Genomic DNA, 24,218 nt, shown 5'->3' on the forward strand with positions numbered 1-24,218 from the left:
ATTTTTGATAGATTAATTAGACCCATATGAGATTTATTGTTTCTACCACAACTTTACTCAAACAACTGCAGGCAGTAAGCGGTGCTTTAAGCAACAGCACTGTTTTGCCTATACTGGAAAACTTTTTGTTCGAGATAAAGGAAGGAAACTTAACCATTTCGGCAACCGACCTGCAAACCAGCATGACCACTTCCTTAACTGTTGAAGCTAAGGAGAATGGCCGTATTGCCATACCATCGCGTATTTTGTTAGAGACCTTAAAATCGTTACCGGAGCAGCCGGTGGCTTTTTCGGTTGATGACCAAACTTTTGCTATCGAAATAAACGCCGGTGATGGTAAATACAAACTAAGCGGCGAGAATGGTGAAGATTTTCCGAAGATCCCTGTTGTCGAAAACGCATCGTCAGTAAACCTGCCGGCATCTGTTTTGGCCGAGGCTATTAATAAAACCATCTTCGCGGTAAGTAACGATGAACTGCGCCCCGCCATGACGGGCGTTTACTGCCAGTTAAGCACACAGCACCTTACTTTTGTAGCTACCGATGCCCACAAGCTGGTACGTTACCGCCGTAAGGATGCCAAAGCTGCAAGCACTACCGCGTTTATATTGCCTAAAAAAGCGCTAACGCTACTAAAATCGGCATTGCCAAACGATGATGTAAACGTATCTGTAGAGTATAACTCAACCAGTGCGTTTTTTAAATTTAACCATATTAACCTTGTTTGTAGGTTAATAGATGAGCGTTATCCTGATTACGAGGCTGTTATTCCTCAGAATAATCCTAATAAATTAACTATCGACAGGCTTACCTTCCTGGGCTCGTTAAACCGTGTGGCTATTTATGCCAACAAAACAACCCACCAGGTAAGGCTTAAAATAAATGGCAGCGAGTTAAACATATCATCAGAAGATATTGACTTTGCAAACGAGGCTCACGAGCGTTTAACCTGCCAGTATGAAGGTGATGACATGGAAATTGGCTTTAACGCAAGATTTTTAATAGAAATGTTGAAGAATTTAAGTTGCGAAGAAGTATCTTTGGAGATGTCGACTCCAAACCGCGCCGGCTTACTGCTGCCACAGGGAGGTGATGAAAATGAAGATGTGCTGATGCTGGTTATGCCGGTGATGCTCAATAGCTATGCTTAAGTGTAAACTTAAATTATAAATCCAAAAACAGAGTCCGGCTTTAAAAACCGGACTTTTTTGTTCGCCACGGATAACAAATGTTTCGGGCGGGAGTTATTAGTGATGGGAATGTAAAAGGGGGGAGTATAGAGGCGAAGACTCACCCCGACGAGGCTCCGCCCGTCTGCCCCTCTCTCCGACTTCGTCGCATAGAGGGGCGAAAAAAAAGAAAATTGGGGTTTACCCTCTTTGCGGCTTTAGCCGGAGAGAGGGTCGGCCAGCGTAGCGTAGCCGGGGTGAGTTGTAGCCGGCGTTCAAACGAATATGTGTGTAAATTACAACACGCCATGACTCGATACGAGGTATCTGTGAACTTTTGTCATACATGACTGATAGATCCTTCGTACCTCAGGATGACGGGAAAATTGGATATATCATGTTACCCCGGCTCTTCCGGTTAAAAAAAGGCCGCAGGCACATGAAAAGAATATTGATAAAACTTAAGACTTACTACTTAAGACTTTTGACGTAACTATGAATACCAGGATAAAGGTTTTGTTTTTTATTGCGGCAGCAGGCGCCTGCTGGGCATCCTGTAAAAAGAGCAACGATGCTCCTGCCAGTACGTCAACGGTTACGGCTTTTGTTGACGTGGTAAATGTATCAAGCGCCAATGTTAATTTTTATATAAACGGTACGCGTTTTAACAATACAACAACTTTTTATCCGGGCGGTTCGCTCGGTTATCTTACCGTGCCTGCCGGTACTAAAAATTACTCATTTAAGGTTGATGGCGCTTCCACGCCGTTTTATAACAAACCTTTCCAGGCCGATTCGGCATCAGACCACACCATATACATAGCCGGCCAAAACAGCGATGATGTATTTAGTACCCTTGATACCCTGGTACTTGATACTGACAGCGCAAAGAAAGCCACATACGCCAGGGTAAGATTTGTGAATGCCTCGGCCAGCGCAGGCAATATGAGTTTTATATTAAGAGGAACTACCGGAACGGTGCCGATAGATACCCCCTGGAAGACAAATATCGCTTTTAAAACGTCGACTGAGTTTACCCGTATTAAACAGGGTGTTCATTACATTGGTATATATCGGGCGGCTTACCCCACTTTACCTAAAGTTGATACAGTAACTTTGACCGCAGGTAAAATTTATACCTTTTATGGGTATGGAACGGCTTTGCCGGCCGGAAACGCTGGTATTCTTGTAGGTTTATTTAATAGTGGCAGTGAATAATAAGATGAATAATAAACATAAAAACGGCTTAATACTATCACTATTTACCGGCGCACCATTGGTGCTGCTGCTTTGCTTTATAGCATCGTGCGGTAAATCAACAAACATAACAGGTACAAATACGCAGTTGCAGGTCATTAATTTAAGTCCGGATGTGCAGCCTTTAAATTTATATCAAAACTCGATTAGGCAAAGCGCAACTGCATATACCTATCCAACCAGCTCGGGTTATTTTACATTGTCTACAATTACACCGCCATTGCAATTCCGTACGGCTACTGCGGCGGCTGTAAATATCCCTTTTGAAATTGATACCGTTTTAAGGAGTAATGTTAAATATACCATTTTTTTAACCGGCTACCTGGCCGATGGTAGTATAAAAAATTCCATATTATCGCTGGATACCGCTACTTTACCGCCAATAGGCAGGGCCAAGGTACGGTTTGCAAATACCTCCCCGTCATCGCCTGGTTTAGATTTAAGGGCCAATGATACGCTGGTAACCAGTACGGCAGGTGTTAAATTTAACACGCTGACACCTTACGTAAACCTGCCCACGGGCAATTATAACTTTACTATAAATGTACACACCACCCCCACAAAAACGGAATACACACTGAGCAATGTTAGTCTGCTGGATGGGCGGGCATACACTATTTATACCCAGGGAATAGTAGGCCGTGCAGACTCAGTTGCCTTTGGCGCGGCGGTGTTAACCAATAACTTGTTGATTAAAACATCCCAGTAGGATAAGGTTACTATTGCGATTGGCTGCCAACTAAGCCCGCAAACGGTAATAAAAGCGGGTATACTATAACCAACGCCGGAAATAGTAGGGGCGTGTTGGTTTTAGAACCAGCCATGTGTTACAAAGCTGAGAAAAATGGAGGACAGACAGGAGCGGGAAATTCGGGATCCAGGCTGGCCATGATATGATCAGGTATCTTAGCTAATCAGCTTATAGTTCCAATAGCCAATTCTAACTTGTTAATTTCAGAAATAGCAAACTTTTTTAGGGTAGTACCGGACGATTATAAATTGACTATCAATTTATAGTCGTTTCATCTTGTTAGCGAATAATCATCAGGTAACGTTTTCGATAGGCAAGCCAATTAGGTTGCCATTTTTGTTTTATTGGCTATTTTTAAGCTTTATTAAGTTGATATGAAAAAATCTCTCCTCATAGCTTTAAGCTTTGTGTTTTTAACTTTTTGTGCTTATGCTCAGCCAAAAGGCCCCGATGCTGATTATATAAAAGCAAATTACACCAAGTACGAATACAATGTGCCCATGCGCGATGGTAAAAAGCTGTTTACATCGGTATATGTACCAAAAGATCAAACCAAAAAGTATCCCATTATGATGGATAGGACGCCATATAGCGTAGCTCCTTATGGTGTTGATGCCTACAGGGGTAGCCTTGGGCCTTCATCGTTATTTGTGCGCGATGGCTATATTTTTGTTTACCAGGACGCTCGTGGCCGTTGGATGAGCGAAGGCATTTTTGAAGAGATGACTCCCGAAAAGGAAGTGCACAAAACCAAAAATGATGTAGATGAAGGTACCGACACCTATGACACCATTGACTGGCTGCTGAAAAACATTAAAAACAACAATGGCAAAGTAGGAGTTTGGGGCATTTCGTACCCCGGGTTTTATACAACGGCTGCATTGTTAAGCCGTCATCCGGCATTGGTGGCTGCATCGCCGCAGGCGCCAATGGCCGATTTGTACCGCGATGATGCTTTTCATAATGGCGCGTTTATGCTTACTGCCAATTTTGGCTTCTACCCGTTTTTTACCAACCGCCAGGATGATAAACCTACACAACGCCGCGGAACCGGTTTTAATGCCGGTACTAATGATGGTTATGCCTTTTTTATGAGAATGGGATCGGTAAAAAACTCAAACACTAAATACTACAAAGACACCATCCGGTTATGGAACGAAATGCTTGACCATCCCAACTATGATCAGCATTGGAAAGATCGTAATGTACTTTACCACTTGCACGATATTAAAACCGCGGTACTGGTTACCGGCGGATGGTATGATGCCGAAGACCTTTACGGCGCTATCAATACCTATAAAACACTGGTTAAAGAAAATCCTAAAACCCCGGTTTACTTTACCATGGGCCCCTGGGTGCATGGTGGCTGGGCCCGTGGCGACGGCGACCATTTAGGCGATATTGGTTTTGGCGGCCCTACAGGTCCGTTTTACCGCGAAAAAATTGAGTTTGCTTTTTTTAGTCATTACCTGAAAGGTACCGAACTGAACCTGGAACCCATTTCGACTTTTGAAACGGGTGTTAACCAATGGAAAACATATAAAACCTGGCCGCCAAAAGAAGCCGTTGATAAAAGCCTTTACCTGCTGCCCGGCGGCAAACTTTCATTTGATGCACCTGGCGCAGGTGATAGTTTTGACGAGTTTGTGTCAGATCCCAACAAACCGGTGCCATTTATCAGTACGATTGAAAACGACATGAAACGTGAGTATATGACCGCCGACCAGCGTTTTGCATCGCAACGCCCTGATGTGCTGACTTACGAAACCGATGTGCTTGACAAAGATGTAACCCTTGCAGGCAACATATGGGCCAACCTTAAAGTATCAACCACCGGTACAGATGCCGATTGGATAGTTAAAGTTATTGACGTATACCCCGACTCGACTAAGAACGACAAGTTTACCGGCAAGGATGTTTACCTGGGCGGCTATCAGCAAATGGTACGCAGCGAGGCAATGCGCGGTAAATTCCGCAATGGTTTTGATAAGCCCGAGCCTTTTGTACCCGGCAAAGTAACCCCTGTTAATTTTGAGTTACAGGATGTATTGCACACCTTTAAAAAAGGCCACCGCCTGATGGTGCAGGTACAAAGCAGTTGGTTTCCGCTTATTGACCGTAATACCCAGCAGTTCCAGGATATTATGAAAGCTAAGGATACAGATTTTAAAAAGGCAACCCACAAGGTTTATACATCTAAAGATGAGCCAAGCTTTTTAAAGGTTAGGGTGATGGAATAATCTATTCGGGGTAATCAGATAAAATAGTGCACTTAACATATCGCATTTAACTCTAACCGAACAAAAATAAGCGGTTAAGCCTTGTGCCTATTGCTTTTAGCTTGCGCATAAGGTAAGGAAAGTGTACCACCCCGTACCAGGGTGTTTCACCCTGTTTCAGGGTGTCTCAGGGCGTTTCAGGGCGTCTCATCTGTACCGGTACACACACCTTGTTGGTTATGCATAATAGCTAAAATAAGTAAAGGCGCCCCGTCTTCAATTAGTATGCATTTGATATAGCCACCTGATTAGTTCGGTTATAAATCAGGGATTGACGGAGTTTAAACTTTAAACAAAAAATGTTCGGTAATTAGTTTTGCGGAAACTGCAAAATTTGTAGCACGTTAGTCCCAAAGGCCGTAGTGATATAAAAACCAATATCATGATCAGGAGAATATTGCTACTACTATTATTTGCTGTATCCTTTACAGCGTGTAACAAAAACCGTCAGCAACCTGCCTGTGCTATTACCACCTGCACCCAGGAATTTGTTAGCGTTGGCGTTCGCTTTGTTGATAAAAACGGCGACGGGGTAACTGTAGAAGACTTTATAGCCAAAAATTTACGTTCCGACTCTGTTATTGTGGCTCCAGGCGTTATTGACCCGGGATTTTCGCCGGCATTTAAAACCATTGCTAATGATAATATTATCGATAAGTTTTCTACCGGTGGCGATAATGTACAAATTACTGCAACAAATCCGTCAAGTCATCAAACTAAAACAGCCATAGTAAAAATTGCAGGCGGATGTGCCTGCCACATCAGCAAGGTTTCGGGGCCTGATACAATAGTTTTCGATTAAGGATATTGGATAGCGGATAAATCCCCGATTGCTTTACCGGGTTTATAATTTTGTTATAATCGCAGGTGTGTTGGCTTTAACCTGGTAAAGCACATAATCGCCCTTTTTATCTCGAATCAACCTAACATCAACAGCCTTGCCGCCTTGCGTTACCTTAGCACTTTTCCACCCGGCAGGTAAATAGGTTTTAAGCGTTAGCGGCATATTGTAAAACCGCTTATCAAGCGGGTGGCTTACTTTAATTATCAGCCTGCCATTTTGCACTCCGGTAGTAAGGTTTGCACTTTGGCGTTCGCGTATGTATTTGGTAACATCGCCAAAGGTGGCAATCCAAAGTTTGTCTTCATGGTTTTTGATGTAGGTAAAATACTCATCCAGCTCGGTAGCAGGTAAGGCCTCCCAGCCAATGCCCTGCACGCCGTGGTGGGTAAGTACCAGCCATGTATCCTGCCTGTTCATGGTGGTATCAACCCAGGCTTTCATCATAGGCAGCGGTGTTTTGGTGGTGGCGCCGCGCTGGTACTGTACATAAGGTTTATCGGTATTGCCGGGCATTTCTTTACTCCCCCTGCTAATCTCTTTCAGCCAGGGTTCGGGCATGCGGTTGCGCAGTGCGGGGTAAACCCTGCTTAGGTACGCTACAGCCCGCTCGTTTTCGGTGCCAAAAGGCCCTTCGGCGCTAAAAGTGTATTGCAGGCCAAGGTTATGCAAAATATCCAGCCGGCTTTTCTCCATCTCATAAAGTATATTGGGCTCGTCGAGCGCGGCCAGGCGCGGGTGGGTAACCATGTGACTGGCAAATTCGTGCCCCTGTGCAGCGTATCGTTTAATTTGCGCCCAGGTTGTGCCGTGAGCATCATTGTACTCGGTGTTATGCTCAATACCTGGTTTAAAATCACCATGGCGCACTTTACTGTATAGCTCATCAATTACCTTATAGGCCGCTTCGGGTTTGTTATCGTCAATTAGCGAACCAGCTTTATAATGATAGTCGAGCGTGCCAATAAGTCCCAGGTGCCCCGCTGCCGATGCACGCTCGTAAAAATTCTCTTTGTTAGTAGGAATTGTTGCGGTTTCGGCAATTATCTGTTTCAAAGGCCTCCCGATAAATTTTGCCTGGTACCCGGAACCGGGTATTTGCCCCGTGATAATAAAAAACGTGCTTTTAATTCCCAGCCTGTTCAAAATAGGCAGCGCCACTTTAAACTGGTTGATGGATCCATCATCCCAGGTGATAGATACCGCGCCATTGCGGCCGTATTGCCATTTGGTTATCTCGGTTTTGCCCGGCTGTGCCTTCAAACAGTTCATAAACAACAGTATGAACAACAAGGGCGCGAAAAGTTTTTTCATTTGGGGGAGGTTTGTATAAGCTAATATATGCAGATGGCGGCTGCCTTTGGTGTTGTAACGAAATAGTTATTCTTTCATTGACTCTTCTTATTTAAACTAATTCCAAATAAAAGTTGTGAATTAAAATTGAGTTGTTATTTTTGCGCTTAATTAGACTTAATCTAAATAGTATGTCAAATCATATACACAACTACCTGCAAAAATTTACCCTCCTCTTTCTTTTCGTATTTATAAATATTTTAACCCTTAAGGCCGATGACGATGGCAATAGCGGCAAAATTAACGGCTTTGTAAAAACGACCGATGGTAAACCTGCTGCATACGTTACCGTAGGTATAAAAGGCTTAAACAAAAGTACCACTACCATTGACGATGGTTCGTTTACGTTTGTTAACCTTAAGCCAGGTGTATATACTTTAGTTGCCAGCTTTATGGGCGCCAAAACCGAACAGCAAACAGTTACTGTTGTGGCTAATCAAACTGCCCAGGTAAGCTTTACTTTAAGCGAAACTTCGGCCCAGCTTGATGAAGTTTTGATTTCATCTACAAAAACCATTAACCGTAAAAAGCTTACTATCGGTAAAATGAACGTAGCGCCTATGGATTTGCCGCAAAGCGTTATGGTTATCAGCAGCAATACGCTTGCCCAGCAGCAATCTATCAGGTTAAGTGATGTAATCAGGAATGTGAATGGTGTTTACTTATACAGTGCCCGTGGCAATACCCAGGAAACTTTTGGTGCACGTGGCTACAATTTTTCCAGCACCAATATGTTTAAAAATGGTTTCCGGGTAAACTCCGGTGTTGTACCTGAAGTGAGTTCGCTTGACAGGATTGAGGTATTAAAGGGCAGCGCGGCTTTATTATATGGCAACGTGGCACCCGGCGGTATTTTAAATATGGTAACTAAAAAACCATTGTTTGAGGCAGGCGGTAAAGTATCTATGACGTATGGCAGCTATGATTTGTACCGCCCCTCGTTTGATGTTTATGGCCCTATCACCTCAAAACTGGCTTACCGCTTAAACGGTACTTACGAAAAAGCAAACAGTTTTCGCGATAATGTAAAATCCGAAAGGGAGTATATTAACCCATCATTCCTGTATAAAATAAGCGACAAAACAACTGTTATTGTAGAGGGCGATTACCTGAACTATGATTTTACGCCTGATTTTGGAACCGGACAAATAAATAATGTAATAGCCAATGTGCCGCGCAACCGCTACCTGGGTGCTTCATGGTCGACAGGTAATACCAAACAGTCAACCGGTACTGTAACCATTAACCATCAAATTAACAGTTTGTGGCAAATAAGCGGCGGCTTAAATTACCAGCATTTTAACAGGCAATACCAAACTACGGAACGTGTACTGCCCGATGCAACCGGCGATTGGGGCCGTACCCTTAACCGCGCAAAAACGCTGGAAGATTATTACACCGGCCAGTTTAATGTTACCGGCCAGTTTAATACAGGCGCCATAAAACATAATATTTTAGTTGGTATTGATGCCGACAGGTACAACAACACGGCTTATACCTACGTGGCCACCATTAATAAGGTATCAAGCTATTGGGATAATGGCACGTCAATAAAACCTGCCGTTTACGATACCATCAATATTTTTAATGTAAATAAATATACCCTGCGCACCGATAAGCCGCAGATGAACCCTTTATACCGTATCCTTACAAAAACAAACCGCTTTGGTGCTTATTTTAATGATTTAATCAGCATATCAGATAAAATTAAGGTGCTTGCAGGTATCCGCTGGTCGTATCAGTATGTAGCGCCGACATCGGTTACCAACTATTATATTTCAAGCCCTGCTTTAGCTGTACAAGCTGCCGGTAAAGAGGATAAGGCATTTTCGCCCCGCGTTGGTATAGTTTATAAGCCGGTGGCCAATACGGCTTTATTTGCAAGTTACTCCAACTCTTTTATCACCAATACGGGTGTAGATGTTAGTAATAAGCCACTTTCGCCATCATTGGTAGATCAGTATGAGGCCGGTGTTAAAAATGATTTTCTGAATGGTAATTTATCAGTAAATGTAACGGCATACCGTATCATTAATAATAACCTGGCCCAAACAGCGCCATTTTTGGCCGATGGTACTACGGTGAACATTAACACCAATATTAAAGAGCTTGTTGGCCAAACCAAAAGCGATGGTGTTGAACTTGATATTGCGGGACACCCGGTAAAAGAGCTTGATTTAATGGCCGGTTACAGCTACACCAACGCGCGTTATTCAAAAACATCAACATCAGTTGGCAGCAATATAGCCGGCCAGCCTTTAATTAACGTACCTAAGCACACCGCCAATGCCAGCGCATTCTACAACTTTTATAACGGCGATTTGAAAGGCTTTAAAGTAGGGGCATCCGTGTATTACCTGGGCAACCGTACAGCGGGTAACGCCAACACGGTTGGGCAAACCCAAACCATATCAAGGCTGGTTAATGTACCGGGCTTTACTACGGTTGATGCCTCGGTTGGTTACTCCTATAAAAAGGTTTCCATCATAGGTAAAATCTCCAATATAGGCAATGTACTTAATTACAATGTGCACGAAAATTACAGCATTAACCCAATAGCGCCAAGGCAGTTTTTAACTACCGTGAGCTATAGTTTTTAATACACTAACATATATTAATAAACAAACCGGGATATGCCATAGCATACCCGGTTTTGTAATGAAAGCCATGAAAGTATTTTTCCGTACCATACACCTTTATTTGAGCCTTGCGGCTGGCATTGTTATTTTTTGCTCATGCCTCACGGGCACTATGCTGGTTTTTGAAAAAGAAATTGAGCATACCCTGCACCCCAAACTTTATTACGTGCAGGCCGCAGCTACACGGGTACCGCTGGAGCAAATGATTAAGGCAGCCCTTAAGCAGGTTCCCAAAGCAAAGCTGGCCTCGGCAATGGTTTATAATGATGCCACCAGAACGGTTGAGATTGGCTTAATTGTACCCGAGAAGAAAGGTAAAAAAGGTAATGCAGCCCAGGCCGAAAAGAGCAGGCCCGCAATGGCACAGGGCGATAAGGATAAAAAAGCTAAAGAGGCCGACCGGGCAAATTTAAGCGTGTTTGTAAACCCCTATACCGGCCAGATAACAGGGCAATACAGCCGCAGGCAATCGTTCCTGTACTCGGCCGAGATGTTTCACCGGTTTTTACTGGCAGGTAAAGATAGCCTGGGCGATTGGGTAGTATCAATCTCGACATTGCTTTTCCTGTTTATATTAATAACCGGGGTAATATTGTGGTGGCCTAAAACTAAAAACATTATGAAGCAGCGGCTAAAAATAAAATGGGGCGGCAGCACCAAACGGCTGGTACATGATTTGCACCTGGTTACCGGCTTTTACACTTCGATATTTTTAATTGTGATTGCGTTAACAGGTTTAATCATGACGTTTAAGCTGGCTAACCAGGCATTATTTGCTATAACCGGTTCAAAGCTGGTAAAAGAGCAGCCCAAAGCTCCGCAATCAAAGTACCAGGCCGGGGCCCAAGCTTTAAAGGTAGATGCAGCATTACAGGCCGTGGCAACACAAACCGCATTGGCAGATTATTATACAGTAAGGGTGCCTAAAGATTCGCTGGCCGTTTACAGCATAAACATTTTACCTAAGGGTGCAGTTGAAACCACCGCCAATACCTATTACGTTGACCAATATAGCGGCGGCATAGCAGGGGCGCAATTGTTTGCCGCCAAAAGTTTAGGCCAGCGGGCAAGGGCTTACGTAAAACCGGTGCATACCGGCTCGGTTTACGGCATGCCAACCAAAATAATCAGTTTTATTGTATGCCTTTTATCGCTCATATTCCCGGTAACAGGGGTAATGATGTGGCTTAACCGTACACGTAAAAAAACTAAAACCTATAGGAAGATGGAATTGGTTTAAATTATTTGATAGTTTGTATGTTTACAGCTTAGCAAAATAATAAAATATGCCTGCCAGGATCCTCGAAGTATGCGCCTTTACTATTCAAACCTGTATTATAGCCGAGCGCGCCGGTGCTGCGCGGGTTGAATTATGTGATAACCCTATTGAAGGCGGTACTACACCGAGCTATGGCACCATAAAACAGGTGCGCGATAAAATAGGGATCGATTTGTTCCCCATCATCAGGCCGCGGTCTGGAAATTACTTTTACAACGAGGATGAATACGCCATTATTAAGCACGATATACAAATTTGCCGTGAGTTGGGCTGCAATGGTATTTCGGTGGGCACACAAACCATAGATGCCGAAATTGATACCGAATGGCTGAAACGCATTGTTGAATGGGCCGGCCCAATGAGCGTTACCTGCAACCGCGCGTTTGATGGTACGCCCGATCCTTTTAAATCATTAGAAGAACTGATAGCCTGCGGATGTAGGCGGGTACTCACCTCCGGCCAAAAAAGCGCGGCGCCCGATGCCGGCCAGTTGTTAGGTGAACTGGTTAAACAAGCCGCCGGCCGCATTACCATTATGCCCGGTGCCGGTGTTAAATCAACCAATCTGCAAAAACTTATAGGCGAAAGTAATGCAACAGAATACCATTCGTCGGCACGCGCAATAGCGCCAAATCCTTTAACTTATATTAATAAAGAGGTAAGCGATTATGGCCATGTTTATATAGCTGATGAGGATGAAGTGAGGGCGATGGTGGCGGTTTTGAAGGGATAAAGATTCTGATTTTGACAAAAAAAGTGCAAGGTACTGTCAAATCTCCTTGAGGAAATTATTGATCTCACTAACAGAAATACTGTCCCTGTCAGCTTTATCATAAATTGACAGAAGATAGATTTTTCCTTCTGATTGGTCGACCGAAATAATATGGGTGATTACTCTTGCTCCACCACTTTTACCTTTGTTTTTTGTTGATATGGCCATTCTTACCTTATAGCAGGAGTTGCCCAGTGGTGTACCCATTTTAGGGTTTTGTAACAGTTGTACTTTTAGGTTTTCTAAATCGGCACGTAACGATTTGTGTTTTTTACTTAATTGTTTAGCTTCCCTTGCGAAATTAGGGATAACTCTGATCTCATAATTCATTTAACAAATCGTCGAAACCTATCGATTCCAGTTTTCCTGATTTTATTGCCTTCATCTCTTTCACGGCTGTCTTTAAACTTTCGGCCATAGACGACTTTTCGTTTACTTTTTTTACGGTAACCCCCAATTCCTTTAAAAGCAACCTGACAGCTTTTTCTTTTTTTTCAGGTACAGTGATTTGTAAAACAGTCATAATCTCGATTTTCTTCTATCAAATTTAACAAAAAATATTAAAAACTAAATGGTTTTAATGCCAATCTGATTTTGTCGCATAGCATCAAAAGCCACCAAAAATGTTGAAAACTTTTTGGTGGTAAAAAGTGGTAATTTGTGGTAAAAGAAAATTACTTTTACCTATTAAATTAAGCCATAGTCTTATAATGCCGCATTTAACCGGAGAATTTGAATGTAAACTGGATGCCAAAGGGCGGATGATGATCCCTGCGGGCCTCAAAAAGCAGCTTCCTGAAGCTGACGGCGAGGGCCTTATGATCAATCGCGGCCTGGAGAAGTATCTGGTTATTTACACAAAATCCGAATGGGACAAAAGACTTGACGAATTGAGCAAACTTAACGAATATGACCGGCAAAATCTGCGTTTTATTCGCTATTTCACCGGCGGCGCCACGGCTTTGATGCCTGATTCGGCCGGCAGGGTGCTTTTGCCAAAGAGTTTGCTTGATTTTGCCGGCATTGGCAACGATGTGGTTTTAACCTGTGTATTAAACAAAATTGAAGTGTGGGATAAGGCTGCCCATACCGAAATGATAAATAACGAGCCTGATAATTTTGCCGAATTGGCCGAAGCGGTAATGGGTAGTAAAGCAAGGAGGATAGATGAGTGAGTACCATACACCGGTTATGCTGCAGGAATGCATTGATGGCCTGGCTATAAAAAAGGATGGCACCTATGTGGATGTAACCTTTGGCGGCGGTGGGCATTCGCGCGAGATTATGAAACATTTGGGCCCCGAAGGTACTTTGCTGGCGTTTGACCAGGATACCGATGCGCAGCAAAATATAATTGACGATGAACGCTTTGTTTTTATAGATCAGAATTTCAGGTACCTGAAAAACTTTTGCCGTTTGCACGGTGCTATCCCGGTTGATGGCATACTGGCCGATTTAGGCGTATCATCATACCAGTTTGACCAGGCCGAGCGTGGTTTTTCAATCCGCTTTGATGCCGAGCTGGATATGCGTATGAATCAGGGCGGCGAGCTAACGGCCAAGGATGTGGTAAATAATTATACCGGTGCTGAACTGCACCGCATTTTTGGAGTTTACGGCGAGATTCAGAATGCCAAATCGCTGGCCGAAACTATTGTTACCGCCAGGCTTAATGCTCCAATAGTAACCATAGCCGATTTGAAGAACGCGATTATTAACCGCATCCCGAAGGGGAAAGAAAATAAGTACCTGGCACAGGTTTTCCAGGCGTTGCGTATCGAAGTTAACCAGGAGCTGGAAGCTTTGAAGGAATTTTTGGTGCAAAGTGCCGATGTGCTGGCTGTTGGGGGCAGGCTGGTAGTAATGAGTTACCACTCGCTGGAAGACAGGTTGGTAAAAAACTTCATTGCCAAAGGTAAGTTTAGCGGCGAGGTAGAAAAGGATTTATACGGCAATAACAAAAGGCCGCTTGATGCTGTAAGCCGTGGGGCTATAACCGCATCGGCAGATGAAATAAGTAAAAATAACAGGGCAAGGAGCGCTAAATTAAGGATAGCTGTAAAAATATGAGCAATCGTTTCCGTACAGAAATTCAGGAGGAGGAAGAAGAGGCAGAAGAGCTTATTGTTGAGGATAAACCCAGAAAAAGGGAGATCCCCGACAATTTCTTTACGCAATTTTTCACCAAGCGCTTTATTACAAGCGAGAAGGCCACCAGCGCCCTGCCTTTTGTACTGTTCATTGCTTTTTTGGGTATGGTGTATATAGGTAATATGCACCTGGCCGAAAAAACCATCCGCGATATTGATGACCTTACTAAGGAGGTAAAAGAACGCAGCTGGGATTTTAAAACTACAAAAGCCGATATGGCTTTTAAAAGTACATTAATTGAAGTGGCCAAACGTGCCGATACCCTTGGGGTGAGGCAAAGCGTTGAGCCGCCAAAAAAGATAACGGTGAAGGAGGATAATGATGAAAATTAGGACTAACATATTGCTTAGGGTATATATTGCCTTTGGCCTTGTGGTGCTTTTTTCGTTCGCGGTTGTGGTACAGCTTTGCCGGGTACAATTTATACAAGGCGCAAAATGGAAAGCCAAGGCAGTAAACATGACAGCCCAGTTCAGAGATGTCGAAGCCGCGCGGGGTAATATTTTTTCGGTAGATGGCAGCCTGCTGGCCACATCGGTACCCGAGTATGAATTGCATATGGATATGTTGGGAGCAGGGCTTGCTGTTGATAGTATTTTTAATGACAATGTTGATGTGCTGGCGGCAAATTTATCGCAGTTATATGGCGATAGAACGCCGCGCGAATATGCCAGGTTACTGCGCGATGCCCGTAAAGACGGATCGCGTTACCAGCTTTTGCACCGCAGGGTAAGCTATCAGGAGTTAAAAAAGATTCGTGAGTTCCCAATTTTCAAAAACAGGAAAACCAAAAATTGCCTCATTGTTTTGCAGCAAAACAAACGCATTTTGCCTTTTCATGCTTTGGCCGCACGCACCATTGGTTATAAAAACGAAAATATTAAAAATCCGGTAGGCTTAGAGGGGGCTTACTCGGCATACATCAATGGCGAAAACGGCAGGCGCTTGATGCAGCGTATTCCTGGCGGAACGTGGATGCCAGTAAATAATGATGAAGATGAGATACCGGCAAAAGATGGCGCCGATATCATGTCGACCATTAATGTTAACTTCCAGGAGATAGCACAGGCGGCTTTATTAAGGCAGCTGGATTCAAGCGCAGCCGATCATGGCTGTGTGGTGCTGATGGAAGTTGCTACAGGCGAAGTGCGTGCTATAGCCAATTTTACCCGTTCAAAAGAAAATACTTTTAAGGAGAGTTTTAATTATGCCATAAGCAACGCTATTGATCCGGGTTCTACCTTCAAGCTGGTGTCTTATATGACCCTGCTTGATCAGCATAAACTGGATACCAATACTATAGTAAATGCTGAGGGCGGTAAATACAAGTTCCCCAAGGGGCCAACCATTACCGATACCGAGCATGACAACTATGAAATGACGGTAAAAAAAGCTTTTGAAGAATCATCAAACGTGGCGGCAGCAAAGCTGGTATATGGTCATTATAAAGATAACCCATGGCAGTTTATCAATAAGCTGTACAGCTATCATTTAAATGATAAGCTGCAGCTGCAAATTCCCGGCGAAGGAAGGCCTGTTATAAAAAACCCGGGCAACCGCAGCTGGAACAAGTATTATACCCTACCCGAAATGGCCTATGGTTATGAAATGAACCTTACCCCGTTGCAAATGCTGGCGTTTTATAATTCGGTAGCCAACAATGGTAAAATGATAGCGCCGATTTTTGTGCGCGAGATCAGGAGGATGGGTAGCACCATCGAGCAGTTTAACGCCAGGGTAATTAATGAAAAAGTATGCTCGGATGCTACGCTTGGTAAAGTAAAAAGCATGCTTGAAGGCGTTGTACAGGAAGGTAATTGTAAGCGCGTAATTAAAAACCCCCGTTATACGGTGGCTGGTAAAACAGGTACAGCCCAGGTAGCCGATGGTACAAAAGGTTATAAGGTAAAAAAATACCAGGCATCGTTTTGCGGTTATTTTCCGGCCGATCATCCTAAATATTCGATGATCGTGGTGGTAAATAATCCCACCCGCGGATCGTACCTGGCGGCTAAGGTTGCCGGGCCTATTTTCAGGGAAATTGCCGATAAGGTTTATGCCAATGATATGGAAATAAACCAGCCATCGCCGGTAAGCCTTGTTGGCAATACATCAATGCCTAAGGTAAAGCAGGGCAATTTAAAGGCACTAAAACATGTATATACCAAATTGGGGGTTAAGCCACTATACGCATCGGCAGATGCAGCAGGCAACGGAGTTGATACCAGCAATGGTATACCATTTGAGGATACACGATATAAAGAAGGCACTGTTCCTACAGTAACGGGAATGGGCCTGAGCGACGCCCTGTATGTTTTGGGCAATGCAGGTTATAAAGTAACGGTACGCGGCAGCGGCATGGTAACCACACAATCGGTTACTGGCGGCAGCCTAATACCAAAAGGATCACGCATAACAATTGAACTGCAATGAGGTATTTAAGTGATTTAATAGATGGGTTAGCATTTACCGAGTTACAAGGCAGCGCCGATGTAGAAATTACGTCTGTAGCTTTTGATTCGCGCCAGGTAATTCCGGGGTCGATGTTTGTTGCCGTAAAAGGCACACAGGTTGACGGGCACGATTATATTGACCAGGCTATTAAACAGGGCGCCATCGCTGTTATATGCGAAGATTTACCTGCCCACACCGCAGCCGAAGTTGATTTTTTAATGGTAGCCGATTCGGCTAAGGCATTAAGTTTGGTGGCTGCCAATTTTTACGGTAATCCATCGGCACAGTTAAAGCTGGTTGGCGTCACCGGTACCAACGGCAAAACCACCATCGCTACGCTGCTTTATCAATTGTTTCGCGATCTGGGCTATAAAGCCGGTTTGCTATCAACTGTCGAAAACCAGATTAATGGCCAGGTGATACCATCAACCCATACCACGCCTGATCCTATTGAACTTAACCGTTTGCTGGAAGAGATGGTGACACAAGGCTGCGATTATTGCTTTATGGAAGTTAGCTCGCATGCGGTTGCACAGCACCGGGTAGCCAATTTGCATTTTTCGGGCGGGGTATTTACCAACCTCACGCACGATCATTTGGATTATCATAAAACCTTTGACAGTTATCTGAAGGCCAAGAAAGCCTTCTTTGATGGATTGCCGAAAAGCGCCTTTGCTTTAACCAACAGCGATGATAAGAATGGTAACATCATGCTGCAAAACTCGCAGGCGCACCGCAAGACCTACGGGCTAAAAAGCATGGCCGATTATAAGGCCCGCATCCTGGAAAACCAGTTTGGCGGCCTGTTATTGCATATTGATAATGAAGAAGTATGGTTTAAAATGGTGGGCACCTTTAATGCCTACAACCTGTTGGCGGTTTACGCCACAGCTATGTTGTTAGAGCAGGATAAAGCCAAAACGCTAACCAGCCTGAGCAAACTAACCGGTGCCGAAGGCCGCTTTGAATACATAGTGGCGCCAAATAAAGTAATAGGTATAGTTGATTATGCCCATACACCGGATGCTGTGCAAAATGTGCTGAGCACCATTCACGATATCCGCAAAGGCAACGAGAAGGTAATAACTGTAATAGGTTGTGGCGGAGATCGCGACAAAACCAAACGCCCTATTATGGCCCGTGTAGCCAGCGAATGGAGCGACAAAGTAATCCTGACATCAGACAATCCACGCTCGGAAGACCCTGCCCAGATCATCAAAGACATGATCGAGGGCGTTGACCCGGCGTTTAAACGTCACACAGTGAGCATAGTTGACAGGAGAGAGGCAATTAAAACAGCCTGCATGCTGGCAAATCCGGGAGATATAATCCTGGTAGCGGGAAAAGGACACGAGAAATACCAGGAGTCGCATGGAGTAAAGAATCACTTCGATGATATGGAGGAGTTGGAAGAGCAGTTTAAATTATTGGTGTAGGTGGATGTGCAGATTTCAGATGTGCAGATTTCAGATATGCGAATATGCAAATATGCAGATGAGGAATAGATGTTTGGATTGGGAATTAGTGATTGATGAATTGATAAAATAATGAGTGATAGACCTAACCTGATTGTTGATTTGACTTTCGAGTTTTCTTTAAAGATCATCAGCTTCACCGAGAAGCTGGAAGCGTTAAGGAAATTCAATATGGCTAATCAACTGTTCAGGAGCGGTACATCAATAGGGGCAAATGTTTGCGAAGCGCAGGGAGCGCAAAGCAAGAGCGATTTTAAACATAAATGTAAGGTAGCTTATAAGGAAGCCGAAGAAACCAGGTACTGGTTGTTGTTATGTCAGAAAGCAGAGAGTTACCCATTTGAACAATCGATGCTTGATGATGTGCAATCAATAGTAAAGGTTTTAGGAAAGATAATTTCCTCGATAAAAGAGTAAAACGTAATTAAATAGAAATAAGAAATTAAAACATAAATCGCAAATCTGCTTATCTCGAATCTGCAAATTATTAATCTGCACATTTGAAATCTGCACATCTGCACATCGCAAAGCCAATGTTATATTATTTGTTTACTTACTTAAATAAAAACTACAACATACCGGGACTCGGGGTATTTCAGTATATCACGTTTCGTACGGCTTTGGCTGTAATAACATCGTTGCTGGTTACAACCGTTTACGGTCGTAGGCTGATTGATTACCTGCGTTTTAAACAGGTTGGCGAAACGGTTAGAAATTTAGGTTTGGAAGGCCAGATGCAAAAATCGGGTACACCAACTATGGGTGGGCTAATCATTTTGCTGGGGATCCTGGTGCCTACTTTGTTGTTTGCTAAATTAGGTAACGTGTACATCATATTGATGATAGTTACCACTGTTTGGCTGGGCTCCATTGGTTTTTTAGATGATTATATTAAAGTATTTAAAAAGAATAAAGAGGGCTTAGCCGGCCGTTTTAAAATTGTAGGCCAGGTGGGTTTATCGCTGATAGTAGGATGGACAATGTATTTCAATACCAATATTGTTATTCGCCAGGAAGTAAAATTGCCGGTAATGGTCAACGCTCCGGTCGATTTTCACCTGAAAAAGAATGTACCGGTATACACCCAGGATATACACTCTACCAAAACTACTATGCCTTTTTACAAAAATAACGAGTTGGATTACGGCAAGGTATTAAAGTTTATCGGTCCCGGATATGAGTATTATGCTTTGGTGGTGTTCCTGTTTTTTGTGATACTTATTGTCACCTTTATATCCAACGGGGCAAACATAACGGATGGTATAGACGGCCTGGCGACGGGTACCTCGGCCATTATTGGTATTACGCTGGCCATACTGGCCTATGTATCCGGTAATATCGAAATCGCCGACTACCTGAACATCATGTTCATTCCTAACTCGGGCGAGCTGGTGATCTTCGCCGGTGCTTTTGTTGGTGCGTGTGTTGGCTTTTTGTGGTACAACTCCTACCCGGCGCAGGTATTTATGGGCGATACAGGCAGTTTGGCCATAGGCGGTATCATAGCTGTTTTTGCTATCATGATCCGTAAAGAATTATTGCTGCCGGTGTTATGCGGTGTATTTGTGATCGAGAATATGTCGGTAATTATGCAGGTGGGCTGGTTTAAATACACCAAAAAGAAATTCGGCGAAGGCCGCAGGGTGTTTTTAATGGCGCCGTTGCATCACCACTATCAAAAGAAAGGTTTCCACGAAGCCAAAATCGTAACCCGGTTCTGGATCATCGGGATACTGCTGGCGATAATAACGATAATAACGTTGAAGCTAAGATAGGAGAGGTAAGAATCAAGAGTCAAGAATCAAGACAAAAAAGGAACAAGTACAAAAGAGGAATCGGTGAAATCACAAATCAGTCAGTGAAATCACAAAAAATAAAATAATGAACCAACAGGAACTCACAACTCACAACTCACAACTCACAACTAAGCGCATAGCCATTTTGGGCGCCGGCGAAAGTGGTGTTGGTGCGGCATACCTGGCGCAAAAGCAGGGGTATGATGTGTTTGTGTCGGATTTTGGGGCCATTGCGGATAAATACAAAAAACAACTGGAAGACTGGAATATCAGCTTCGAGGAAAAACAACATACAGAGGATTTAATCCTGAACGCGGTTGAGGTGATCAAAAGCCCCGGAATTCCGGATAAAGCGCCGATCATCAAAAAACTTAAAGAAAAAGGGATCCCGGTAATATCCGAAATTGAATTTGCAGGCAGGTATTGCAGCGCGAAGATCATCGGCATAACCGGATCAAATGGTAAAACTACTACCAGCAGCTTAACCTACCATATTTTAAAAAATGGTGGTTTAAATGTTGGGCTGGCCGGCAACATAGGTAAAAGCTTTGCTTACCAGGTGGCTACCGAAAGCTTTGATTTGTACGTGCTGGAACTAAGCAGCTTTATGCTGGATGATATGTTTAAGTTTAAGGTTGATATAGCAGTATTGCTCAACATCACACCCGACCATTTAGACAGGTACGATTACAAGCTGGAAAACTACGCGGCATCCAAATTCAGGGTTACGCAAAACCAAACGGCGGCCGACTATTTCATTTACTGCGCAGATGACCCCGAAACCATTAAAGGTATGGCCAACCGGAAATTCGACGCGCAGCTATTGCCTTTTTCTATTGAAAAAAAGATTGAACCGGGAGCATATCTCGATAACGACAATATTGTCATTAACACAAATCAAGAACATTTTACAATGTCAATTCAAGAACTGGCCTTACAGGGCAAGCACAACATTTACAACTCCATGGCATCAGGTATTGTAGCAAGGGTGCTGGAGTTGCGCGAGGGAACGATCAAAGAGAGCATGGGCAACTTTAAAGCCATTGAACACCGGCTTGAATTTGTAGCCAATATATCGGGCATTCGGTTTATCAACGATTCAAAGGCCACCAATGTTAACTCAACCTGGTACGCATTGGAGAGCATGAGCAGTGATGTAGTACTGATACTTGGCGGCGTTGATAAGGGCAACGATTACGGAATGCTCAAGGATTTGGTAAAGCAGAAGGTTAGATCGATAGTTTGCCTGGGGAAAGACAACAAGCGTATACACGACGCTTTTGAAGATGATGTGCATGTTATAGTAAATACATTCTCGGCCCAGGAAGCGGCGCAGGTAGCATTTCACCTTGCCGAAAAAGGAGATACTGTATTGTTATCGCCAGCCTGTGCCAGTTTCGATTTGTTTAAAAATTACGAAGACAGAGGAAACCAGTTTAAAGCAGCGGTGAGGGAACTGTAAGCAGATGTGCAGATTTCAAATTTCAGATGTGCAGATGATAAATAGATAAGATGTTTTGTTCATGGTCCATGGACTATAGACCATGGACAAATAGTAAAGAATTAAGGTAAAATGCATAGGATATTAAACAACACAAAAGGCGACCGCTGGATATGGCTGATAGTGATATTGCTTTCTGTTATATCCTTGTTGGCTGTATACAGCTCAACAGGTACGCTTGCTTATAAACGTGGTGTTGGTGTCGAGTCGATTTTGATGAAGCACCTGGCTATGGTTGTGGGTGGAATTATGCTGATGTATATTTCGCATAAGCTGGATTACCGGTATTATGCAGGCTTGTCCAAAATCATGATGATCGTGACTATTCCGTTGCTCATCTATACCCTGGTATTTGGTAGCCACATCAACAATGCAAGCCGCTGGATAAATATCCCGCTTGTTGGTTTGAGCTTCCAGACATCAGATTTGGCCAAGTTAGCCCTGATTACTTACCTGGCACGCACCTTATCGCGCAAGCAGGAAAATATCAAGGATGTAAAAGAATCGTTTTTGCCTATCATGGGTTCGGTTTGTTTGGTTTTTATCCTGATTGCGCTGGCCAACTTATCAACCGCGCTGATGCTGTTTGGGGTAAGTATATTGCTATTGATCATAGGCCGCATCAGCATAAAACAGATAGCTATTGTATGCGGCGCAGGATTTATATTGTTATTGGGTGTTATATTTTTGGGGCCAAGGCGGCATACTTATGTTTCGCGCGTACAAACGTTCCTGCATCCCGATTCAACTAAAACAGATAAATCATTCCAGGCCGACCATGCCAAGATAGCCATTGCCAGCGGAGGCCTTTTTGGTAAAGGCCCCGGTAACAGCACCGAACGGAATTACCTGCCCGAGTCATACTCGGACGAAATTTATGCCATCATAGTTGAAGAGTACGGCCTGGTAGGCGGTTTCGCGCTGGTAGGCATTTACCTGTTTTTGTTGTACCGGTGTATAAAAATTATTACCAAGGCGCCCAAGGCGTTTGGCGCATTGCTGGCCTGCGGTTTAAGTTTTAGCCTGGCTATACAGGCCTTTGCCAATATGGCTGTGGCAGTAGGCTTGGGCCCGGTAACGGGTGTGCCGTTGCCGTTTGTAAGTATGGGTGGTACATCGCTGTTGTTCACCAGTGTGGCCTTCGGCATCATACTATCAGTAAGCAGGGATATAGAGGAACCGAAGAAAGTTGTGGTTGGAGAGATAAGTGTGGCGTAATTTAATTAGTGAATTATTGATTTAGTGAATTAGTGATTGGCCTGGGTTTTAGAGTTTGAAAATTAGAATTTTCCTATTTAGGATTTAGAGTTTAGAAATTAGGATTTAGAGTTTTAAATAAAGAGCATGTCAAAAAGAATCATCATAAGCGGTGGCGGAACAGGAGGACACATCTTCCCGGCTATTGCTATTGCCAATGCTTTGAAGGCTATCGACCCTAAAACCGAGATCCTGTTTGTGGGAGCCCTTGGCCGGATGGAGATGGAAAAGGTGCCCGCTGCAGGGTATAAAATTATCGGGTTAGATATCCGCGGCATTCAGCGCGATTCTATCTGGAAAAATGTGATGTTCCCGGTTAAACTGGTAGGCAGCGTGCGCAAGGCATTGCAAATTATAAAGGATTTTAAACCAGATGCCGCGGTTGGTGTTGGTGGCTATGCCTCCGGCCCGTTGTTGTACGCGGCATCGATGAAAAAAATACCATACCTGATACAGGAACAAAATTCCTACGCGGGTATCACCAATAAATGGCTTGGCAAGGGAGCGCAAAAAATTTGTGTGGCTTTTGATAATATGGAGCAGTTTTTCCCTGCCGGTAAAATCATCAAAACCGGTAACCCTATCCGTAAGGATTCGGTAAATATAGCCGGTAAGCACATGCAGGCCTTGGAGTTGTACAAGTTATCAACCTTTAAAAAAACTATACTGATAACCGGTGGCAGCCTTGGCGCACGTACATTAAATAACAGCATTATGGCTGGTTTGGATAAGCTGATAGCTGCCGATGTGCAGATCATTTGGCAAACCGGTAAGTTTTATTATAAAACAATCATCCAAAAACTGGGCGAAGATCATCACCCGGATATTAAGATAAGGGAGTTTTTAACCCGGATGGATTTGGCTTATGCCGCTGCCGATGTTATTATATCAAGAGCAGGGGCGGGCACCATTGCCGAATTATGTGTGGTGAAAAAGCCCGTTATCCTGGTGCCATCGCCAAATGTGGCCGAAGACCACCAGACAAAAAACGCGCTGGCACTGGTGCAGGAAGACGCTGCCATTTTTGTAGCCGACAGGGATGCCGAAGCGAAACTGGTGGATAGAGCGATTGAATTATTGAACGACAAATCATTGCAAAAAAAGTTAAGTACTAACATTGGCAAAATGGCTATGCCAAATGCCGATGAAGTGATAGCTAAAGAGCTTTTACAAATAATAAAATAACAATTAAAGTTATGGTCCTCCTTCTCCCAAAAAGGGGAGGACCTTTTTTAAAAAAACAT

21 protein-coding genes are annotated in these 24,218 nt (G+C 43.7%); 18 read left to right on the top strand and 3 right to left on the bottom strand.

The window, feature by feature from the left end:
* Positions 1 to 26: 26 nt before the first annotated feature.
* From dnaN to ACFGVS_RS25400, 5 genes are all read left to right on the top strand, one after another.
* The gene (gene dnaN / locus ACFGVS_RS25380; protein WP_090652439.1) at positions 27 to 1,151 is read left to right on the top strand and encodes a DNA polymerase III subunit beta; all 1,125 of its coding nucleotides are present in this window, start codon (positions 27 to 29) and stop codon (positions 1,149 to 1,151) included.
* Positions 1,152 to 1,664: 513 nt separating this feature from the next.
* Positions 1,665 to 2,387 (top strand): DUF4397 domain-containing protein, encoded by a 723-nt coding sequence (locus ACFGVS_RS25385; protein WP_274209726.1) that lies wholly within the window; start codon positions 1,665 to 1,667, stop codon positions 2,385 to 2,387.
* A gap of 4 nt (positions 2,388 to 2,391) precedes the next feature.
* Positions 2,392 to 3,135 carry a DUF4397 domain-containing protein gene (locus ACFGVS_RS25390; protein WP_274209725.1) on the top strand — a complete coding sequence of 248 codons (744 nt, stop codon included), beginning with the start codon at positions 2,392 to 2,394 and terminating at the stop codon, positions 3,133 to 3,135.
* A 416-nt stretch (positions 3,136 to 3,551) separates the two neighbouring features.
* Positions 3,552 to 5,417 carry a CocE/NonD family hydrolase gene (locus ACFGVS_RS25395; RefSeq protein WP_439696053.1) on the top strand — a complete coding sequence of 622 codons (1,866 nt, stop codon included), beginning with the start codon at positions 3,552 to 3,554 and terminating at the stop codon, positions 5,415 to 5,417.
* A gap of 421 nt (positions 5,418 to 5,838) precedes the next feature.
* Complete coding sequence (locus tag ACFGVS_RS25400) at positions 5,839 to 6,258, top strand: hypothetical protein (protein WP_439696054.1); 420 nt, start codon at positions 5,839 to 5,841, stop codon at positions 6,256 to 6,258.
* Between the two features lie 42 nt (positions 6,259 to 6,300).
* Here ACFGVS_RS25400 and ACFGVS_RS25405 read toward each other — a convergent pair whose 3' ends face one another.
* The gene (locus ACFGVS_RS25405; RefSeq protein ID WP_439696055.1) at positions 6,301 to 7,611 is read right to left on the bottom strand and encodes a polysaccharide deacetylase family protein; all 1,311 of its coding nucleotides are present in this window, start codon (positions 7,609 to 7,611) and stop codon (positions 6,301 to 6,303) included.
* A 170-nt stretch (positions 7,612 to 7,781) separates the two neighbouring features.
* Between ACFGVS_RS25405 and ACFGVS_RS25410 the strand changes: the two genes are divergently transcribed.
* From ACFGVS_RS25410 to ACFGVS_RS25420, 3 genes are all read left to right on the top strand, one after another.
* Complete coding sequence (locus ACFGVS_RS25410) at positions 7,782 to 10,250, top strand: TonB-dependent siderophore receptor (RefSeq protein WP_439696056.1); 2,469 nt, start codon at positions 7,782 to 7,784, stop codon at positions 10,248 to 10,250.
* A 67-nt stretch (positions 10,251 to 10,317) separates the two neighbouring features.
* Positions 10,318 to 11,529, top strand: coding sequence for a PepSY-associated TM helix domain-containing protein (locus ACFGVS_RS25415; protein ID WP_439696057.1), 1,212 nt, complete (start codon positions 10,318 to 10,320; stop codon positions 11,527 to 11,529).
* Between the two features lie 46 nt (positions 11,530 to 11,575).
* Positions 11,576 to 12,301 (top strand): copper homeostasis protein CutC, encoded by a 726-nt coding sequence (locus ACFGVS_RS25420; protein ID WP_439696058.1) that lies wholly within the window; start codon positions 11,576 to 11,578, stop codon positions 12,299 to 12,301.
* A gap of 36 nt (positions 12,302 to 12,337) precedes the next feature.
* Here ACFGVS_RS25420 and ACFGVS_RS25425 read toward each other — a convergent pair whose 3' ends face one another.
* Positions 12,338 to 12,670 (bottom strand): hypothetical protein, encoded by a 333-nt coding sequence (locus tag ACFGVS_RS25425; RefSeq protein WP_439696059.1) that lies wholly within the window; start codon positions 12,668 to 12,670, stop codon positions 12,338 to 12,340.
* A complete protein-coding gene (locus tag ACFGVS_RS25430) occupies positions 12,660 to 12,863 on the bottom strand; it encodes a hypothetical protein (protein ID WP_439696060.1) in 204 nt (67 codons plus the stop codon). Before ACFGVS_RS25430 ends, ACFGVS_RS25425 begins: the two co-directional genes overlap by 11 nt.
* A 187-nt stretch (positions 12,864 to 13,050) precedes the next feature.
* Between ACFGVS_RS25430 and mraZ the strand changes: the two genes are divergently transcribed.
* The 10 genes from mraZ to murG all read left to right on the top strand — a co-directional run bounded on the left by mraZ (position 13,051) and on the right by murG (position 24,159).
* Positions 13,051 to 13,515, top strand: a complete 465-nt coding sequence (gene mraZ / locus ACFGVS_RS25435; protein WP_090652428.1) for a division/cell wall cluster transcriptional repressor MraZ — start codon at positions 13,051 to 13,053, stop codon at positions 13,513 to 13,515.
* On the top strand, positions 13,508 to 14,410 hold the full coding sequence (gene rsmH, locus ACFGVS_RS25440; RefSeq protein ID WP_439696061.1) for a 16S rRNA (cytosine(1402)-N(4))-methyltransferase RsmH: 903 nt from the start codon (positions 13,508 to 13,510) through the stop codon (positions 14,408 to 14,410). The genes mraZ and rsmH overlap by 8 nt, the downstream gene beginning before the upstream one ends.
* Positions 14,407 to 14,823, top strand: a complete 417-nt coding sequence (locus ACFGVS_RS25445; protein WP_439696062.1) for an FtsL-like putative cell division protein — start codon at positions 14,407 to 14,409, stop codon at positions 14,821 to 14,823. The genes rsmH and ACFGVS_RS25445 overlap by 4 nt, the downstream gene beginning before the upstream one ends.
* Positions 14,810 to 16,924, top strand: a complete 2,115-nt coding sequence (locus tag ACFGVS_RS25450) for a penicillin-binding protein (RefSeq protein ID WP_369829652.1) — start codon at positions 14,810 to 14,812, stop codon at positions 16,922 to 16,924. Before ACFGVS_RS25445 ends, ACFGVS_RS25450 begins: the two co-directional genes overlap by 14 nt.
* A complete protein-coding gene (locus ACFGVS_RS25455) occupies positions 16,921 to 18,381 on the top strand; it encodes a UDP-N-acetylmuramoyl-L-alanyl-D-glutamate--2,6-diaminopimelate ligase (protein ID WP_090652424.1) in 1,461 nt (486 codons plus the stop codon). Before ACFGVS_RS25450 ends, ACFGVS_RS25455 begins: the two co-directional genes overlap by 4 nt.
* A gap of 111 nt (positions 18,382 to 18,492) precedes the next feature.
* On the top strand, positions 18,493 to 18,837 hold the full coding sequence (locus tag ACFGVS_RS25460; protein ID WP_090652423.1) for a four helix bundle protein: 345 nt from the start codon (positions 18,493 to 18,495) through the stop codon (positions 18,835 to 18,837).
* A gap of 116 nt (positions 18,838 to 18,953) precedes the next feature.
* Positions 18,954 to 20,195 carry a phospho-N-acetylmuramoyl-pentapeptide-transferase gene (mraY, locus tag ACFGVS_RS25465; RefSeq protein ID WP_439696064.1) on the top strand — a complete coding sequence of 414 codons (1,242 nt, stop codon included), beginning with the start codon at positions 18,954 to 18,956 and terminating at the stop codon, positions 20,193 to 20,195.
* A 106-nt stretch (positions 20,196 to 20,301) separates the two neighbouring features.
* Positions 20,302 to 21,678, top strand: a complete 1,377-nt coding sequence (gene murD, locus ACFGVS_RS25470) for a UDP-N-acetylmuramoyl-L-alanine--D-glutamate ligase (RefSeq protein ID WP_439696065.1) — start codon at positions 20,302 to 20,304, stop codon at positions 21,676 to 21,678.
* Positions 21,679 to 21,789: 111 nt separating this feature from the next.
* Positions 21,790 to 22,935 (top strand): FtsW/RodA/SpoVE family cell cycle protein, encoded by a 1,146-nt coding sequence (locus ACFGVS_RS25475; protein ID WP_274209713.1) that lies wholly within the window; start codon positions 21,790 to 21,792, stop codon positions 22,933 to 22,935.
* A 126-nt stretch (positions 22,936 to 23,061) separates the two neighbouring features.
* A complete protein-coding gene (gene murG, locus ACFGVS_RS25480) occupies positions 23,062 to 24,159 on the top strand; it encodes an undecaprenyldiphospho-muramoylpentapeptide beta-N-acetylglucosaminyltransferase (RefSeq protein WP_439696066.1) in 1,098 nt (365 codons plus the stop codon).
* Positions 24,160 to 24,218 lie beyond the last annotated feature (59 nt).

Source organism: Mucilaginibacter sediminis (genome assembly GCF_051903035.1).
Taxonomy (GTDB): domain Bacteria; phylum Bacteroidota; class Bacteroidia; order Sphingobacteriales; family Sphingobacteriaceae; genus Mucilaginibacter.

Bases quoted from the DNA above. Each gene is read 5' to 3' on its own strand.
- dnaN (WP_090652439.1), top strand. From the start codon at position 27: ATGAGATTTATTGTTTCTACCACAACTTTACTCAAACAACTGCAGGCA.
- ACFGVS_RS25385 (WP_274209726.1), top strand. From the start codon at position 1,665: ATGAATACCAGGATAAAGGTTTTGTTTTTTATTGCGGCAGCAGGCGCC.
- ACFGVS_RS25390 (WP_274209725.1), top strand. From the start codon at position 2,392: ATGAATAATAAACATAAAAACGGCTTAATACTATCACTATTTACCGGC.
- ACFGVS_RS25395 (WP_439696053.1), top strand. From the start codon at position 3,552: ATGAAAAAATCTCTCCTCATAGCTTTAAGCTTTGTGTTTTTAACTTTT.
- ACFGVS_RS25400 (WP_439696054.1), top strand. From the start codon at position 5,839: ATGATCAGGAGAATATTGCTACTACTATTATTTGCTGTATCCTTTACA.
- ACFGVS_RS25405 (WP_439696055.1), bottom strand. From the start codon at position 7,611: ATGAAAAAACTTTTCGCGCCCTTGTTGTTCATACTGTTGTTTATGAAC.
- ACFGVS_RS25410 (WP_439696056.1), top strand. From the start codon at position 7,782: ATGTCAAATCATATACACAACTACCTGCAAAAATTTACCCTCCTCTTT.
- ACFGVS_RS25415 (WP_439696057.1), top strand. From the start codon at position 10,318: ATGAAAGTATTTTTCCGTACCATACACCTTTATTTGAGCCTTGCGGCT.
- ACFGVS_RS25420 (WP_439696058.1), top strand. From the start codon at position 11,576: ATGCCTGCCAGGATCCTCGAAGTATGCGCCTTTACTATTCAAACCTGT.
- ACFGVS_RS25425 (WP_439696059.1), bottom strand. From the start codon at position 12,670: ATGAATTATGAGATCAGAGTTATCCCTAATTTCGCAAGGGAAGCTAAA.
- ACFGVS_RS25430 (WP_439696060.1), bottom strand. From the start codon at position 12,863: ATGACTGTTTTACAAATCACTGTACCTGAAAAAAAAGAAAAAGCTGTC.
- mraZ (WP_090652428.1), top strand. From the start codon at position 13,051: ATGCCGCATTTAACCGGAGAATTTGAATGTAAACTGGATGCCAAAGGG.
- rsmH (WP_439696061.1), top strand. From the start codon at position 13,508: ATGAGTGAGTACCATACACCGGTTATGCTGCAGGAATGCATTGATGGC.
- ACFGVS_RS25445 (WP_439696062.1), top strand. From the start codon at position 14,407: ATGAGCAATCGTTTCCGTACAGAAATTCAGGAGGAGGAAGAAGAGGCA.
- ACFGVS_RS25450 (WP_369829652.1), top strand. From the start codon at position 14,810: ATGATGAAAATTAGGACTAACATATTGCTTAGGGTATATATTGCCTTT.
- ACFGVS_RS25455 (WP_090652424.1), top strand. From the start codon at position 16,921: ATGAGGTATTTAAGTGATTTAATAGATGGGTTAGCATTTACCGAGTTA.
- ACFGVS_RS25460 (WP_090652423.1), top strand. From the start codon at position 18,493: ATGAGTGATAGACCTAACCTGATTGTTGATTTGACTTTCGAGTTTTCT.
- mraY (WP_439696064.1), top strand. From the start codon at position 18,954: ATGTTATATTATTTGTTTACTTACTTAAATAAAAACTACAACATACCG.
- murD (WP_439696065.1), top strand. From the start codon at position 20,302: ATGAACCAACAGGAACTCACAACTCACAACTCACAACTCACAACTAAG.
- ACFGVS_RS25475 (WP_274209713.1), top strand. From the start codon at position 21,790: ATGCATAGGATATTAAACAACACAAAAGGCGACCGCTGGATATGGCTG.
- murG (WP_439696066.1), top strand. From the start codon at position 23,062: ATGTCAAAAAGAATCATCATAAGCGGTGGCGGAACAGGAGGACACATC.